The organism is Pseudoclavibacter endophyticus (assembly GCF_008831085.1).
GTDB lineage: Bacteria > Actinomycetota > Actinomycetes > Actinomycetales > Microbacteriaceae > Pseudoclavibacter > Pseudoclavibacter endophyticus.
This window is the reverse complement of the sequence record NZ_WBJY01000004.1, coordinates 97,455-113,542: the sequence shown is the minus strand read 5'-3', so window position 1 is coordinate 113,542 and position 16,088 is coordinate 97,455. Positions and strand designations below refer to the sequence as shown.

General features: G+C 71.7%; 16 protein-coding genes. 1 reads left to right on the top strand and 15 read right to left on the bottom strand.

All coding sequences use genetic code 11. The annotated features are described in order from the left end of the window. Window positions 1-78: 78 nt before the first annotated feature. Window positions 79-771, bottom strand: coding sequence for a response regulator (locus tag F8O04_RS13490; RefSeq protein WP_158029918.1), 693 nt, complete (start codon window positions 769-771; stop codon window positions 79-81). Next, window positions 768-2,066: a sensor histidine kinase gene (locus F8O04_RS13485; protein WP_188726504.1), complete on the bottom strand. Its 1,299-nt coding sequence runs from the start codon at window positions 2,064-2,066 to the stop codon at window positions 768-770. Before F8O04_RS13485 ends, F8O04_RS13490 begins: the two co-directional genes overlap by 4 nt. A 109-nt stretch (window positions 2,067-2,175) precedes the next feature. Between F8O04_RS13485 and F8O04_RS13480 the strand changes: the two genes are divergently transcribed. Then, entirely contained in the window at window positions 2,176-3,021 is an 846-nt protein-coding gene (locus F8O04_RS13480; protein ID WP_158029916.1) for a GAP family protein, read from the top strand. A 93-nt stretch (window positions 3,022-3,114) separates the two neighbouring features. Here the strand turns inward: F8O04_RS13480 and F8O04_RS13475 are convergent, their stop codons facing one another. The 13 genes from F8O04_RS13475 to F8O04_RS13415 form a co-directional block, all read right to left on the bottom strand. Continuing rightward, window positions 3,115-3,756: an ATP-dependent Clp protease proteolytic subunit gene (locus tag F8O04_RS13475; protein WP_158029915.1), complete on the bottom strand. Its 642-nt coding sequence runs from the start codon at window positions 3,754-3,756 to the stop codon at window positions 3,115-3,117. Between the two features lie 13 nt (window positions 3,757-3,769). Next, window positions 3,770-4,405 (bottom strand): ATP-dependent Clp protease proteolytic subunit, encoded by a 636-nt coding sequence (locus F8O04_RS13470; RefSeq protein WP_158029914.1) that lies wholly within the window; start codon window positions 4,403-4,405, stop codon window positions 3,770-3,772. A gap of 138 nt (window positions 4,406-4,543) precedes the next feature. Next, the gene (locus tag F8O04_RS13465) at window positions 4,544-5,023 is read right to left on the bottom strand and encodes a GNAT family N-acetyltransferase (RefSeq protein ID WP_158029913.1); all 480 of its coding nucleotides are present in this window, start codon (window positions 5,021-5,023) and stop codon (window positions 4,544-4,546) included. A gap of 94 nt (window positions 5,024-5,117) precedes the next feature. Continuing rightward, the gene (locus F8O04_RS13460; RefSeq protein WP_225735078.1) at window positions 5,118-6,098 is read right to left on the bottom strand and encodes an NAD(P)/FAD-dependent oxidoreductase; all 981 of its coding nucleotides are present in this window, start codon (window positions 6,096-6,098) and stop codon (window positions 5,118-5,120) included. Beyond that, window positions 6,095-7,552: an FAD-dependent oxidoreductase gene (locus F8O04_RS13455; RefSeq protein ID WP_225735076.1), complete on the bottom strand. Its 1,458-nt coding sequence runs from the start codon at window positions 7,550-7,552 to the stop codon at window positions 6,095-6,097. The genes F8O04_RS13460 and F8O04_RS13455 overlap by 4 nt, the downstream gene beginning before the upstream one ends. 13 nt (window positions 7,553-7,565) lie before the next feature. Next, on the bottom strand, window positions 7,566-8,405 hold the full coding sequence (gene cobA / locus F8O04_RS13450) for a uroporphyrinogen-III C-methyltransferase (protein WP_158029911.1): 840 nt from the start codon (window positions 8,403-8,405) through the stop codon (window positions 7,566-7,568). Then, window positions 8,402-9,361, bottom strand: coding sequence for an ABC transporter permease (locus F8O04_RS13445; RefSeq protein ID WP_158029910.1), 960 nt, complete (start codon window positions 9,359-9,361; stop codon window positions 8,402-8,404). The genes cobA and F8O04_RS13445 overlap by 4 nt, the downstream gene beginning before the upstream one ends. Next, entirely contained in the window at window positions 9,351-10,082 is a 732-nt protein-coding gene (locus F8O04_RS13440; protein WP_373285885.1) for an ABC transporter ATP-binding protein, read from the bottom strand. Before F8O04_RS13440 ends, F8O04_RS13445 begins: the two co-directional genes overlap by 11 nt. Continuing rightward, entirely contained in the window at window positions 10,079-11,152 is a 1,074-nt protein-coding gene (locus F8O04_RS13435; RefSeq protein WP_158029908.1) for an ABC transporter substrate-binding protein, read from the bottom strand. The genes F8O04_RS13440 and F8O04_RS13435 overlap by 4 nt, the downstream gene beginning before the upstream one ends. A gap of 50 nt (window positions 11,153-11,202) precedes the next feature. Further along, window positions 11,203-12,552 (bottom strand): sulfate adenylyltransferase subunit 1, encoded by a 1,350-nt coding sequence (locus F8O04_RS13430; protein ID WP_158029907.1) that lies wholly within the window; start codon window positions 12,550-12,552, stop codon window positions 11,203-11,205. Then, the gene (gene cysD / locus F8O04_RS13425; RefSeq protein ID WP_225735074.1) at window positions 12,552-13,547 is read right to left on the bottom strand and encodes a sulfate adenylyltransferase subunit CysD; all 996 of its coding nucleotides are present in this window, start codon (window positions 13,545-13,547) and stop codon (window positions 12,552-12,554) included. Before cysD ends, F8O04_RS13430 begins: the two co-directional genes overlap by 1 nt. Next, window positions 13,544-14,287: a phosphoadenylyl-sulfate reductase gene (locus tag F8O04_RS13420; RefSeq protein ID WP_158029905.1), complete on the bottom strand. Its 744-nt coding sequence runs from the start codon at window positions 14,285-14,287 to the stop codon at window positions 13,544-13,546. Before F8O04_RS13420 ends, cysD begins: the two co-directional genes overlap by 4 nt. After that, entirely contained in the window at window positions 14,284-16,014 is a 1,731-nt protein-coding gene (locus F8O04_RS13415; protein ID WP_158029904.1) for a nitrite/sulfite reductase, read from the bottom strand. The genes F8O04_RS13420 and F8O04_RS13415 overlap by 4 nt, the downstream gene beginning before the upstream one ends. Window positions 16,015-16,088 lie beyond the last annotated feature (74 nt).

The window sequence follows — 16,088 nt, the reverse complement described above, 5'->3', positions numbered from 1 at the left end:
AACGCGGACCGTGCGTCATGCCGCCCCGCGCGAGACTGCGGGCGCGCGCTCGCCGCCCGACACGCATCCGCCGCCGCGTCAGGCGACGCCGGCGTCGCGAGCGACCAGTGCCGCCTGGGTCCTCGACTCGAGGCCGAGTTTGGCGAGGATGCTCGACACGTGCGATTTCGTCGTGCCGACGGTGATGCCGAGGCGCCGTGCGATGGCGCCGTTCGACGCGCCGCGGCCGATCTCACCGAGCAGCTCGAGTTCGCGCTCGGTGAGTCCGGCCGATGCCACGCGCGCCGCCGCCTCGGCGCCGAGGCCGCCCCGTGGCGCGCCATCGCGATGGCCATCCGCGCTGGAAGGACCGACCTCGCTACCCGCGACGGCGGCGAGGATGCGGCGCGCCACGCTCGGCGCGATCGCCCCCTCGCCCTGGGCGACGCGACGCACGGCCTCGATCAGATCGCCGGCCTCGACCGTCTTCAACAGGAAGCCCGCTGCCCCGGCCCGGATGGCGCCGAACACCGCTTCGTCTCCGTCGTAGCTCGTCAGCACCAGCACGGCCATACCGGCCGCCGCGAGTTCGCGTGTCGCCTCGATGCCGTCGGTGCCGGGCATCCGAACGTCCATCAGCACGACGTCGGGGCGCAGGGCTCGCGCGTTCCGGATCGCGACAGCGCCGTCGGCGGCCTCTCCGACCACCTCGATGCCGTCGGCGTGTTCAAGCACCATGCGCAGCCCCGCGCGAATCGCGGCGTGGTCGTCGGCGATCAACACCGTCGTCATGCTGCCTCCCCCCGCGACGCCGCACCAGACAGGGGCACGCTCGCCGCGAGCCGCCACGTCGCCCGACCGCTCGACGCCCCGTCGACCGTCGAAATCTCGAGCGAGCCGCCGACCGCTTCGAGCCGCTCGCGCATGGCGTCGAGTCCGATTCCCGCGCCCAGGCCAGGCCGCGGGTGGTCGCCCCCCGGTTGACGTTCTGCTGCACCGCCGCCGATCGGGTTCTCGATCACGAACCGCGCCCGGTCGGTTTCGGCCGTGAGCCGCAGCGCCGCGCGGCCCGAACCGTGCTTGAAGGCGTTGGTCAGCGCTTCGCGCGCCACGAGCACGAGCGTCCGTTCGGCCTCGCGATCGATGCCCTCGAGGGCCGCTGGAGCGTCGGCCTCGACGAGGTCGAGGCCCGCCGCACGGAACCGGGAGATGACGTCATCGAGCGTTTCGAGCCCGCCGACGACGAGACCATCGGGCTCGTCCCCCGGCGACCGAAGGAGGCGGATCAGGTCACGCATGTCGTCGAGCGCTGCGACCGATTCGCGCCGCACCTCGCCGACGATTCGACGTTCGCGCGCTGCGTCGGGTTCGAGCTGCAGGGTGGCCGTCGTCTGCAGGGCGATCGCCGAGAGCCGCGATGAGATGAGGTCGTGGAGGTCGCGTGCCATGGCGCCGCGCTCCGCCCGCACGGTTTCGGCGCTCGCGAGCTCGGCGAGCCGCGCGGCGTCGGCGGCGCGGCGGCGCTCGGCCGCTGCCGCCTCGTCGCCTGCCCGCACCTCTGCGCTCCACCACAGGGCGATCGCGACGACCGCGCCGATCTGGAGTGTCGTCGTCATGGCCGCGCTTACGTCGCCGCCGAGCACCACGATCGCGGGCGCGGCGAGCAGCGTTGCGACGACCGCGCCGATCGAGATGCCGCGACGCACGGAAGCGCGCGCGAACCGGCCGACCGCGTAGATCGGGTTCGACCAGGCGATGACGAGCGCGAGCTGCAGGCCCATAGCAGCGTCGATCAGGACGGCGATGGTGGCGACGGCGAACGCGGGCACGGGCCGCCTCGACTGCACCGAGATCGCGGCGCACGCGAGGGCCAGCGGAGCCAGGTGCCACCAGTGCGTCGACGGCTCGAACGCCTGCGGCATCCCCGAGGAGCCCGTGCCGCCAACGGCGATGAGCACGACGCCGAGCCCCGCCACCATCACCGCGTTGATGACGTCGCTGAGCACGGGCCGCGGCGTCCGAGTCCGCCCCGCGGCAGCGGGGGTGGCTCCGGACGCGGACCCGGACGCGAAGGGTCGTCGAGTCATGATGCCAAGCATGGTCGCACGGACGGGCGGCGACGTCCGACCAAAGTCAGACGCGCGCCCGTGACCTTCGCGCGATGCGCACGAGGGCCGCTCGCCCGAGGCTGGTGCCATGTTCACCGACCTGCTCAGCTCGGGCGCGCCGCTCATCGCCATCATCGCGGTGCTCGCGCTCGTCGATTCCACCAGCTTCGGCACCCTCGCCATCCCCATCTGGCTGCTGCTCACGCCCGGCCGCGTGCGCGTCGGCCGGATGCTCGTCTACCTTGCGACACTCGGCCTGTTCTATTTCGCCATCGGCGCGCTGCTGCTGTTCGGCGCGGCCTCCATCGCCGACATCGCGGCGGGCGTGCTCGAAAGCCCGTTCGGGCGGACGCTGTTGCTTGCGATCGGTGGGCTGTTGATCTGGTGGAGCTTCGCGCGCGACACGAAGGCCGCGAAGGCGCGCCGGGCCGGTCGCGGCGAGGGGCGCATCAGCCGATGGCGCCGCATCGCGATGGGCGACGACGCGCGCGAGACGTCGCCTTGGGCCGCCTCCGGCGCGGCCGATGCCGGCGGCGGCGCGGCGCGGCTACGGACCGAAACCGAGACGGGCGCGCGACCCGGCGCATCCGGTTCGCTCGCGGCGCTCATGGGCCTCGCCCTCATGGCCGGCGTCGCTGAGATCGCGACGCTGCTGCCGTACCTCGCAGCGATCGGGCTGCTCTCCCAGTCAGGCCTCGCGGCGCCGCTGCCGCTGCTCGGTGTCGCGGGATACTGCACCGTCATGCTGCTGCCGGCGCTCGTCCTGCTGGTCGCGCGGGTCGTCGCCGGCGGCCGCGTCGAGGCGCCCCTGCGCAGGTTCGAGGCCTGGCTGAGCAAGAATGCCGACTCGACGTTCTCGTGGCTGATCGGCATCATCGGCGTGGTCATCGTGCTCAACACGGCCCCGACGGTGCTCGGGCCCTTGGGCCTCTGATCCCACCGGCGACCGAGACGCGTCGAGGACTGAGGAGCGGCCCGACCCCGCCGGGGATCGAGCCGCTCCTCAGCCCTCGTGAGTGCGGGACAGTTAGTCGACGATGACGGGCTGGGCGCCCTTGCGGCTCGTGAGCACCTGATCGATGAGCCCGTACTCGAGCGCCTCGGCGGCCGAGAGGATCTTGTCGCGCTCAATGTCGCGGTTGACCTGCTCTGCCGTCTTGTTCGAGTGCCCAGCGAGCGCCTCCTCGAGCCACGTGCGCATGCGCATGACCTCGTTGGCCTGGATCTCGATGTCGCTCGCCTGCCCCTGGCCGGCACCGCCGGTCGAGGGCTGGTGGATCAGCACGCGCGCGTTCGGCAGCGCGAGCCGCTTGCCGGGCTGGCCCGCGGCGAGCAGCACGGCTGCGGCCGAGGCGGCCTGCCCGAGGCAAACCGTCTGCACCTCCGGGCGGATGTACTGCATCGTGTCGTAGATCGCGGTCATCGCGGTGAACGAGCCACCGGGCGAGTTGATGTACATCGTGATGTCGCGGTCGGGGTCCTGGCTCTCGAGCACCAGCAGCTGCGCCATGACGTCATCGGCCGAGGCGTCGTCGACCTGCACGCCGAGGAAGACGATGCGGTCTTCGAACAGCTTCGCGTACGGGTCCTGGCGCTTGTAGCCGTAGGCCGTGCGCTCCTCGAACGAGGGCAGGATGTAGCGGGACTGGAAGTCGGGGATCTTGTGCATGCCTGTTCCTGTCCTACTCGTCGTTGCTCGTGTCGTCGTCCGCGCGGTCATCATCGTTTGGCGGGTCCTTCTCAGTGCCACCGCCGCCGACGACGTCGCTCGCGGACGAGCGGATGTGGTCGACGAATCCGTACTCGAGGGCCTCGTCCGCGGTGAACCAGCGGTCGCGGTCGCCGTCCTCGTTGATCTGCTCGACCGACTTGCCGGTGCGTTCGGCGGTGATCTGAGCGAGGCGCCGCTTCATCGAGAGGATCAGCTGCGCCTGCGTCTGGATGTCCGACGCGGTGCCGCCGAAACCGCCGTGCGGCTGGTGCAGCAGCACCCGCGCGTTGGGGGTGATGTAGCGCTTGCCTGGCGCGCCGGTGGTCAGCAGCAACTGTCCCATCGATGCGGCCATGCCGATGCCCACGGTCACGATGTCGTTCGGCACGAACTGCATCGTGTCGTAGATGGCCATGCCGGCGGTGATCGAGCCTCCGGGCGAGTTGATGTAGAGGTAGATGTCGCGCTCGGCGTCCTCGGCAGCAAGCAGCAGGATCTTGGCGCAGATCTCGTTCGCGTTCTCGTCGCGCACCTCAGACCCGAGCCAGATGATCCGGTCTTTGAGCAGCTTGTCGAAGACGCTATTGGGCAGCGTGAATTCAGCCACGGTCGCTCCGTTCCTTCGTGTCGCAATGACCGTACCGTCTTGCAGGCCCGCGTCGTGGCCTGTTCGCCCTGGGCACAGGGGGCGCGGCGGGGTCGTGCCGCGGGCTCCTTACCGGCGCCCGCGGCTCGACGGGCGCTTTCACGTGGTCGATGTCCCGCCGTCCGGCTGCCGGTTCGGCGTTCGCTCGTAGACGACCCAGTCGGTGCGCGTCGCGAATCGGTCGTAGATGACCCTCGCACGGTAGTTGCGGCTGCGCGTCACTCCGCGCAGAAGGGTGCGCCCGTCCGACTCGGCGGCGTCTGCGACCGCCTTCAGGAGTCGCGTCGCCGCGTCACTGCGGCGCCCCTCCGGCGCGACGAAGAGGTCGTCGATGTAGCAACCCGTCGATGCGGCGAGCGGCCTTGGGAATGCGTGGTAATGCACGAGTCCGATCAGTTCACCGTCCGGTGCCACGGCGACGAACGCGCGCACGGGGTGCTCGTCGTCGAGCAGCCATCCCCACACCCGGTCGCGCATCTCATCGGTCTGCTCCACCCGGTTGAAGCGCGCATAGCCCACGTACAGCCGGTCCCAGTCCGCGCGATCGCCCGGTTCGACGGCACGGACGGTGACGCGCATGCTGACCCCTCCCGATCGGCGAGAGGCCAGTGTAGTGCGAGGACCGAGACCCGAGGCGGAGGACCAAGAACCGAGCACCGAGGGCGGGAGAACGCTAGTGCGCCGTGACGATGCCGAGGTGATCGTGCACGAGCACCGCCGCGGCGCGCGCCCCCTGCCCGGCTGCGACGATCAGCTGCTGCGGTCCGGGGGACGCCGCATCGCCGGCCGCGTAGAGCCCGTCGACGGAGGTGCGCCCCGACCCGTCGACGACCAAATGACCGTCGTCGTCGCGCTCGGCACCGAGCTGGTCGAGGAACTCGAGCGACGCGTGCCAGACGGGCCGCACGAAGCCGCCCTCGATCGCGACGCACTCGCCGTCGGCGAGGCGTACGGCGGTGACGGCACCGCGATCGCCTTCGAGGTCGTCGATCGGGCGGCGCTCGACGCACACGCCGATGGCCGCGAGCTCGGCCTCGTCGCCCGCGTCGATCGTCGCGGCTCCGTTGGTGAAGACGACGAGTCGCCGTGTCCACCGCGCGATGAGCCGGGCACGGGCCGCCAGATCGGGGGTCTCTCCGATCAGCCCGAGGGGCCGGTCCCGCAGTTCCCACCCGTCGCACGCGACGCAGCTGAAGAGCGACATGCCGTAGAAACCGCGGATGCTCGGGATGTCCGGGAGCGTCTCACGCAACCCCGTCGCGACGATCACGGCGCGCGCGGCAACCGAGGGCGGAGCATCCCGCCCCTCCAGCGCGGCGAAGAACCGCGCGTCCGGCGAGGCGCCGTGCAGGGCCGCAACGCGCGTGCGCCGCAGGAGCCGCACCGACGGGTAGGCCTCGAGCTCGGCGCGGGCGATGCTCCGCAGCTCGTGCGGCGGCATGCCGTCGCGCGTCAGGAAGCCGTGCGACGTGAGCGTCGCCGCGTTGCGGGGACGGTCGGCGTCGACCACGACGACGCTCGCGCGGGCCCGACCCAGGTTGAGGGCCGCGGAAAGTCCCGCGGGGCCCCCGCCGATGACGAGCGCGTCGACCACGTCGAGCCCGGTACCGTCGACCGGCATCACGGCACCCGTGCCGTACCGGTCGTGGGTCATGGCACCAGCACCCCCTCGCGAGAGATCGCCGTCTGCTCGTTGCGGGGCACGACCTTGACGCGCTCGCGCGGGTACTCGTGGCCGGCTCCGAGCTCGCGCTCGTGCGCGTCGAGCGCCCGCCAGCCATCCCACGTCGTGAAGGGCACCTCGCGCGCGTCGAGCAGCTCGAGCACGTCGCCCTCGACGGCGCGCGCCGGGAGCGCACCCGCCCGGGCGTCGGCAACGAGATGCGCGACCGTTTCCATCGCATCCGATTTGGTGTGCCCGATGAGGCCGACCGGGCCGCGCTTGATCCAACCCGTGGCGTAGAGCCCCGGCACGACCGCGGCGCCGCCGGCAGCGGCGCCGCCCAGCGCGGCAGTTTCCATCACTCGCCCCTCGATGTTCGGGATCACCCCTGTCCGCTCGTCGAACGGCGCGCCCTCGACGCGCGTGCCCGCATAGCCGACGGCCCGGTAGACCTGCTGCACGGCGATGTCGCGATGCTCGCCCGTGCCGCGCACCCCGCCGCGGCCGTCGGGCTCCGTCCGCTCGAAGCGCACGCCGCTCACGTGCCCTTCGCCGTCGCGGTCGTCGCCGAGGACCTCGACCGGGGCGTGGAAGAAGTGCAGGTGCAGCCGTCGCGGCGCTCCGGTCAGTGGCCGTGAGCGCCAGCCGTTGAGGAGGCGGAGCATGACCTTGAGCTGATTGTTCCGGGCGTTCGCCGGGTCGGCGGCGTTGCCCGCGAAGTCGTCGTCGTACAGCACGATGTCGACGTTCGGCACCTCGCCGAGCTCGCGCAGCTCAATCGGCGTGAACTTGATGTCCGCGGGCCCGCGACGACCGAACACGTGCACGTCGGTGACGGCTGACGCCCCGAGTCCGGCGAGCACGTTGTCGGCGACCTCGGTCGCGCGCAGGTCGACGTCGTGCTTCGCGAGCATTCGAGCCACGTCGAGGGCCACGTTCCCGTTGCCGATGACGGCGACCTCCCGCCGGTCGAGCGGCCAATCACGCGGCACGTCGGGGTGGCCGTCGTACCAGGCGACGAAGTCGGCGGCGCCGAAGGAGCCCGGCCGGAGGATTCCGGGGATGTCGAGCTCGGCGTCGCGCATCGCGCCGGTCGCAAGGATCACGGCGTCGTACCGCTGGCGCAGTTCGTCGAGCGCGAGGTCACGGCCGATCTCGACGTTGCCGATGAAGCGAATGTTACGGCGCGGTGCGACATCGTCGCCGCCCGGCGTCGCGTCGAGCATTTCGTGCAGCGAGGTGACGATGCCCTTGATGCGCGGGTGGTCGGGAGCAACGCCGTATCGGATCAGACCGTACGGTGCGGGGAGCGATTCGAAGAGGTCGATCGCGACGGTGCCGCCGGCATCGCGCACCGATGTGCCGAGCAGGTTGCCGGCGTAGATGCCGGCGGGACCGGCGCCGACGATCGCGACGCGGAGATCGGAGGTGCTGGAGGAGGTCACGGGGTCGTGCCTTTCAGGTCGTGCTGACGGCTGGCGCCGAGAGCGGGTCGAAGCGGTCGAGGTCGAGGGTTGCGAGGCTTGGGGGCGCATGCGGGCTGAGCCGCACGACGTCGCCGATGACGATGACGGCCGGTGAGCGGATGCTGCGCTCCGCTGCCTGGCGCGGGATGCTCGACAGCGTGCCGACGGTCACGCGTTGGCGTGGGCCGTAGCCGTCCTCGATGATCGCGACGGGGCAGTCGGGCCCGCGAGCGCCGTCCGCGAGAACGCGGGCCGAGTGCCCGAGGGTGCCGATGCCCATGAGCAGCACGATGGTGTGGTCGCTGCCACCCCCGAACCCGTCGATCCAGTCGTGACCGGTCGCGACGGTGTAGGCCGTCGCGACCCCTCGGTGCGTGAGGGGGATGCCCGCGAGCGTTGGCAACGACGAGGCGCTCGAGATGCCGGGCACGACCTCGGCGGCGAGACCGGCGTCGAGACAGGCGGCGAGCTCTTCGCCGCCGCGGCCGAAGACGAACGGGTCACCGCCCTTGAGCCGCACGACGCACCTGCCCTCGCGCGCGTGGCGCACGATGAGCGCGTTGATCTCGTGCTGCGGCACCGGATGATGCCCCGGTGTCTTGCCGACGTCGATCACCTCGGCACGCAGCTCGACGCCGAGCTCGGGAAGCCCGCGCAACACACCGCGGGCGCCGAGCCGGTCGGCCACGATCAGGTCGGCGGCCCGCAGGGCGAACAGGCCCTTGAGCGTGAGCAGTCCCGCATCGCCGGGCCCGGCCCCCACGAGCCAGACCTTGCCGGCGCCGCGGGCGTCGGACGTCTCGCTTCGCGCGCCGTTCGCGCCGCCGCTCATCGCGCGCCTCCCGCGCCGAGCAGTCCGCGCCCTCGCAGCATCCGCCGCTCGAGCGGGCCGAAGATCATGAGCTCGATGAGGATGCCGATCGCCAGGATGAGCAGGATCGTGGTGAGCACGCCGGCCAGGTCGGCGAGCTCGCGCGACTGCTGCAGCAGCGAGCCGAGGCCGAAGCCGATGGTGCCCCCGACCGCGATGATCTCGGCCGCCATGAGCGAGCGCCACGAGAAGGCCCAGCCCTGCTTGAGACCGGCGAGATAGCCGGGGAGTGCGGCCGGCAGGATGACCGAGATCGCGAGCTGCCACGGGGTGGCGCCGAGTACCGAACCCACGCGGCGCAGCTGCGGGGGCACCTGATCGACGCCCGAGATGAGACCGTTGACGATCGATGGGATCGCACCCATCAGGATCACGAAGTACACGGTCGCGTCGGTGAGGCCGAACCAGATGATCGCGGCCGGCACCCACGCGACCGACGGCAGCACCTGCAGGCCCGAGACGATCGGCCCCACGGCCCGGCGGATCCACCCGACCTCGGCGAGCAGCAGGCCGATGGGCGTGCCGACGGCGATGGCGATGAGGAAGCCCGTGACGCCGCGCCCGAGGCTCGTGGCGATCGCGTCCTGCAGCCTGCCCGTCTGCCAGGCCTCGGCGATCGCCCCGGCGACCTGCGCCGGACCGGGCACGATGTCGGGGCGCGGCTGCGCGATCGTCACGTACAGCTGCCAGGCGATGAGCAGGGCGAGCACGAAGGCGACCGGCAGCGCGATGCTCCCGGCGATGGCGCGCAGGCGCCCTGGTCTGCGCTCGTGGCCGGTCTGCAGCCGGTCCAGGCCCGCCTCGAGGCTCCGGAGGTCATCGGCGGGTGTGCTCGCGTCGGTCGGTTCGGGGGCCGGCCGCCCGGCCGCCGCGGCATCCGCGGCGACGCCCGTGGGCGTAATCGTGTCATGCGGCATTTCGGCGAATCTCCGTTCGCAGTCGCGTCGTGATCTCTGCTGCCAGCGCTTCGATGCCACCGGCCCCGATTCCGCGCTTGGAGGTCATGCCCGTCCGCCACTCTTGAACCACGCGGCCGGGCCGGCTGCCGAGCAGCACGATTCGTTCGCCGAGTCGCGCCGCCTCGCGCACGTTGTGGGTGACGAACACGATGGTGCGCCCGGTCGCGCGCCACACCCGCTCGAGCTCGTCGTGGAGCAGGTCGCGCGTGATGGCGTCGAGGGCGGCGAACGGCTCGTCCATCAACAGCACGGGCTTGTCCTGCGCGAGCGCCCGGGCGAGCGCGACGCGCTGACGCATTCCGCCCGACAGTTCGTGCGGCCGCTTGTCGGCGGCCTCGGCGAGGTTCACGGAGTCGAGCAGCTCGAGCGCCGTGCTGCGGCGCTCGGTGCGCGGCACCCCGCGAAGGCGCAGCGCGAGCTCGACGTTGCGTCGAGCCGAGAGCCATGGCATGAGCGACGACTCCTGGAACATCACGGCGGTGCCCTCGGATGGCCGGTCGATGTGCCCCGACGATGGCGTGTCGAGACCGGCGATGAGATTGAGCAGGGTCGACTTCCCGCAGCCGGACGCGCCGAGCAGGCACACGAACGATCCCGGCGCGATGTCGAGCGTCACCCGGTCGAGCACGAGCGGGCCGCGGCCGTAGCGCTTCGAGACCTCGCTGATCCGCATGGTCACTCCGCCCCGAGGCCCGCGTCGGAGACGCGCGCCTGGCTCCGCGTCGCGAGCAGGTCGTTGAGGGGGCCAAGGTCGAACAGGCCGTCGATCGACCCCTCGCGCTGCGTCCCCTGCCGCACGCCCGCCTCGATCAACGCGGGGAACGCGGCCGCGAGCGGGTCGACCGTGAAATCGACGTGGCTGAGCGCCCGATCGATGACCGCGTCGCCGAGTGGCGCGCCCGTCTCGGCCGCAATGGCGTCGTTGATCGCCACGGCTGCGGCGGCCGGGTTGCGGGCGATCCACTGCACGGCCGCGAGGTGTCCCTCCAGCAGAGCCTTGACGGCCTCCGGGTGCGCGTCGAGGAATCCCTGGCGCACGACGAGCAACGTCGTCGGAAACGCCCCGTCGTCCCAGAGCTCGGCCTCGTCGACGAGCACGTGCGCGCCTCCCTCGAGCACCAGCCGCGAGGCCCACGGCTCGGGCATCCACGCCCCGTCCAGGTCACCCTGCTGAATGAGGCGGAAGGCCTGGGCGTTCGCGGTCGGGGTGACGCGCACGTCGCCCCGACCAGACAGGTCGGTCTCGAAGCCCTGGTCGGCGAGCCATTCGCGCAGGGCGACGTCCTGCGTGTTGCCGAGCTGCGGCGAGGCGATGATCGTGCCGGCGAGGTCAGCGGGGCTCTCGATGCCCTCTCGCACGACGAGCGCCGCTCCCCCGCTCGCCGCGCCGGCGATGATGCGCACCGACTCGCCACCCGACTGGATGAACGTGTTGATCGCCGGGTTCGGGCCGACGTACGCCACATCGATGGCGCCGGCCGAGAGCGCCTCGATCGCGGCGGGGCCGGCCCCGAACGCGTGCGCCGTGAGCTCGAGGTCGCCGAGGGCCGCGTCGAAGTGTCCCCCGTGCAGGCCGACGAGCGCCGGCGCGTGGGTCGCGTTGGCGAAGTAGCCCAGGCGCAGCTCGCTGATCGGCCCGCCGTCGTTCCCGCCCCCGTCGGCCGCTGCGGCCGGGGCGCAGCCGGCGAGGAGCGCGGCGATGACGCCGGCCGCGGCGATCGCCGAGTGGGTACGGATGCTGCTGGGCATGTGCGGGTGCTTTCTGTCGGGTGTTGCGAAGCGGGGCCGAGCGACTGCGCTCAGTCGCGCGCGATGCCGGCCGCCAGGGTGGCGCCGTCGGCGGGATCGATGAGGATGAACGAGCCCTGGTCGCGGTGCTCGCCGTACGGTTCGAGGGGCAGGCTGGCGCTCAGCCGCAGCCGGGCACGGCCGATGTCGTTCACCTCGAGGCGGCTGGCGGGCTCGTGGCGCAGCGCGTCGAGGTCGTAGCGCGACTCGATCTCGGCGACGCGCGCCTGCACGGTCGCCGTACCGTGCTTCACGAGCACCCTCGCGCCCCGTGTGAGCGGGCGCGCGTCGAGCTGAAACAGCTCGGCGTTGACGTCCCGCCGGGTCGCCGGAAGGGACCCCTCGGCCACGACGAGCGCCCCGCGGGCCGCGTCGACGTCGTCGGCGAACTCGATCGAAACCGACTCCGGCGCGACCGCGGCATCCACCTCGACGCCGGCGGTCCGGATGCCGGTGACGGTCGTGGCGACACGGGCCGGGAGCACCTCGACGCGGTCGCCCACCCGCACCGCCCCGCTCGAGATGCGCCCCGCGACGGCGCGGTGGTCGCGCAGTCGCTCGACGGCGGCGGCGTCGGCCGCGAGGTCGGGCGCCAGCCCGCCCTGCGGACGCAGGACGAGCTGCACTGGCAGGCGCAGGGGCGCGGCCTCGCGCTCGAGCTCGTCGGCGGCGGGCAGCGCCTCGAGCAGCTCGATGAGCGCTGGACCGTCGTACCAGGGGGTGCGCGCGGAGCGATCGACGATGTTGTCGCCCTCGAGGGCGGAGACGGGCAGCACGTGCGGGTCGTCGATGCCGAGATCGGCCGCCAGCTCGCGAGCGGCGGCCTCGGTCTCGGCGAAGACGCTGCGAGAGAAGCCGATGAGGTCGATCTTGTTGACCGCGATGATCACGTGCGGCACCCGGAGGAGCGCGACGACCGCGAGGTGGCGCCTGGTCTGATCGACGATGCCGTGCCGGGCGTCGACCAGCACGACCACGGCATCCGCCGTCGTCGCTCCCGTGACCATGTTGCGCGTGTACTGCACGTGCCCCGGGCAGTCGGCGAGGATGAACGAGCGCGACCCCGTCGTGAAGTAGCGGTACGCGACGTCGATCGTGATGCCCTGTTCGCGCTCGGCGCGCAGTCCGTCGGTGAGCAGGGCGAAGTCGAACTCGCCGTGCGTGAAACCGCGGTCGGCCGACGTGCGGGCGACCTGCTCGAGCTGATCGGCCAGGATCGCCTTGGCGTCGTGCAGAAGACGACCGACGAGGGTCGACTTGCCGTCGTCGACGGACCCGGCCGTCGCGAAGCGGAAGAGCGTTCGCGCCCGGCTCTCGACGCGATCGGCGGCGTGGTCCGCCGGCTGAATCGGACTCGTCATCAGAAGTACCCGTCCTTCTTGCGGTCTTCCATTGCCGCCTCGCTGAGGCGGTCGTCGGCGCGGGTGGCGCCGCGCTCGGTAAGGGTCGATGCCGCGACCTCGGCGACGATCGCATCAAGGTCGGCGGCGGTGGATTCGACGGCGCCCGTGCAGCTCATGTCGCCGACCGTGCGGTAGCGGACCGTGCGCACCTCGACCCGCTCATCGCCGCGCGGCGGCGAGAAGGGTCCGACCGGCCGCCACATGCCGTCGCGCGCGTAGACCTCGCGCTCGTGCGCGAAGTACAGCGACGGCAGCGGAATGCGCTCGCGGGCGATGTAGCTCCAGACGTCGAGTTCGGTCCAGTTCGAGATCGGAAAGGCGCGCACGTGCTGTCCCGGGGTGTGGCGCCCGTTGTAGAGGCTCCAGAGCTCCGGGCGCTGATTGCGCGGATCCCATTGCCCGAACTCGTCGCGCAGCGAGATGATGCGCTCCTTCGCGCGGGCCTTGTCCTCGTCGCGGCGCGCCCCGCCGAAGACGGCGTCATGGCGGCCCGCGGCGATCGCGTCGAGCAGCGGCAGCGTCTGCAACGGGTTGCGGGTGCCGTCGGCGCGGTCGTGCAGCCGCCCGTCGTCGATGTAGTCCTGCACGCGGGCGACTTCCAGCGCGATGCCGAGTCGCGCGACCGTTTCATCGCGGAACCGCAGCACCTCGGGAAAGTTGTGACCGGTGTCGACGTGCAGCACGGGGAACGGCACGCGACCGGGCGCGAAGGCCTTGGCGGCGAGATGCAGCACGAGCACCGAGTCCTTCCCGCCCGAGAACAGCAGCACGGGGCGCTCGAACTCTGCGACCACCTCGCGGATGACGTGGATCGCCTCCGCCTCGAGACGGTCGAGGGTCGTCAGGCGGGGAGCATCCGGGCGCGTCGCCGCCGCGTCGCGTGCGGGAGGGGTGCTTCCGGTCGCGTCGTCGCGCCGCACCGGCGAGCGGGCGGCCTGGTCGGTGATGGTCATAGGTGGAGTCCGCATTCTGTCTTGGCGAGGCCGGCCCAGCGACCGGACCTCGGATCGTCGCCGGGGGCGACCGGTTTCGTGCAGGGTCGGCACCCGATCGAGGGGTAGCCGTTAGAGACGAGCAGATTCACGGGCACGGCGTGCGTTCCCGCGTACTCGAGCAGGTCGTCGAAGGTCCACGCCGCGAGGGGGTTCACCTTGATGAGGCCGTTGCGTTCGTCCCATCCCACGAGCGGCGTGTTCGTTCGCGTGGGCGCCTCCTCGCGGCGCACACCCGTGAACCACACCTCGTATCCCGCGAGCGCGGCGCGCAGCGGGCCCACCTTGCGACGCTCGCAGCAGAGGGCGGCGTCACGCTCATACAGGCGGGCGCCGAATTCGGCGTCCTGCTCGGCGACCGTCTGCTCGGGCATCACGTCGACGATCCGTACGTCGAGGGCGCGCGCGACCTCGTCGCGCGTGTCGCGGGTCTCGGCGAAGTGGTAGCCCGTGTCGAGGAAGAGCACGTCCACGCCCGGCAGCTGTTCTGCCACGAGGTGCGGCAGGGCGGCATCCGCCATGGAGCACGCGACGGCCGCGGCATCCACCGGGAACGTGCTCGCGACCCACGCGACGACTTCGGCGGGCGATGCCTCGTCGGGTTCGAGGCTGCGTAGCTCGCGCGCGCCGCGCTCGGCGAGGGCGCTGAGCTCGTCGCGGGAGCGCTTGTGGCCGGAGGGCAGCGCTCGGATCCCGCTCACTGCAGCGCCTCCTCGTCGGCTCGATGCGCCCACTCGGCGAAGGTCTCGCCGGTGTCCGCGTCGCGGTCGGTCAGGAAGCGACGGGCGACGCGCTCGACGTAGTCCGCGATGCCGTCAGCGCGCACCTTGAGGCCCCGCACCGTGCGCCCGAGCCCGGGCGATTCGCGGTCGTTCGTCGCAAGGCCGCCGCCGAGGTGCACCTGGTAGCCCGGCACCTGCTCGCCGTCGATGGTCACGAGCTGTCCCTTGAGCCCGATGTCGGCCGTCTGGATGCGAGCGCACGAGTTCGGGCAGCCGTTGACGTGGAGCGAGAGAGGATGCGGCAGGTCGAGTTCTGCGAGCCGCGTCTCGAGTTCGAGCACGGCCTCCGTCGCGTTGACCTTCGTCTCGACGATGGCGAGCTTGCAGAACTCGATGCCGGTGCACGCGATCGTGCCGCGGCGGATAAGGCTCGGGCGGGCCTGCAGGCCGAGCTCGTCGAGGGCCGCGACGAGCGACTCGACGCGGTCTTCCGGAACGTCGAGGATCACGAGCTTCTGGTGTGGCGTCGTGCGCAAGCGCCGTGAGCCGTTGGCCTCGAGCACGTCGGCGAGGGCCGCGAGGATCGGCCCGGACACGCGGCCGACGATCGGCGTGACGCCGACGTAGTAGCGACCGTCACGCTGCCTGTGCACGCCGACGTGGTCGCCCGCCGTCGCCGGTTTCGGGGCGGGCGGCCCGTCGGCGAGGGCGTACCCCAGATACTCGTCCTGCAGCACCCGGCGGAATCTCTCGGGGCCCCAGTCGGCGAGCAAGAACTTGAGACGCGCCTTGTTGCGCAGGCGCCGGAATCCGTAGTCGCGGAAGATCTGCGTGACCCCGTGCCAGGTGTCGGCCACCTGGTCCGGCCGGACGAAGGCGCCGAGCCGTTCGGCGAGGCGGGGGGACGCCGAGAGCCCTCCGCCGACCCACAGGTCGTAGCCGACACCGAGGTCGGGATGCTCGACGGCGACGAATGCGACGTCGTTGATCTCGTGCACCACGTCCTGGCTCGGGTGCCCCGTGATCGCCGATTTGAACTTGCGCGGCAGGTTCGCGAGCGACTCGTCGCCGACGAAGCGACGCGTGATCTCTTCGATCTGAGGCGTCGGATCGATGAGCTCGTCGGCGGCGATGCCGGCGACGGGCGAGCCGAGGACGACGCGGGGCACGTCGCCGCAGGCCTCAGTGGTCATGAGCCCGACCGCCTCGAGGCGGCGCCAGATCTCGGGCACGTCCTCGACCCGAATCCAGTGCAACTGCACGTTCTGGCGGTCGGTGAGGTCGGCCGTGTCCCGACCGAACTCGGTCGAGATGGCGGCGATGACGCGCAGCTGCTCGGTGCTCAATTGGCCGCCGTCGATGCGAACGCGCAGCATGAAGTACTCGTCCTCGAGCTCGTGCGGCTCGAGCGTCGCTGTCTTGCCGCCGTCGATGCCGGGCTTGCGCTGCGTGTACAGGCCCCACCACCGGAACCTGCCGTGCAGGTCGGTCGGGTCGATGCTCGCGAATCCGCGCTCGGCATAGATCGTCTCGATGCGCTCGCGCACGCTCAGGCCGCCATCGGCCTGCTTCCAGACCTCATTGGGGTTGAGCGGCGCCGTGCCGTCGATCCGCCACTGGCCGTTCGGTTTCGCCGACCCGCGCGGCGGTCGCGTCGCTGCCACGCGCGCCCTCGGCGCCGCGGGCTGCGGTTCGGTCTCGCTCATGGTCACGGTCGCCTCCTGATCGCCCCGGATGCTCCGGGACGGACTCCTCGTGAGTCCGTTCGGCGAGGTTAGAA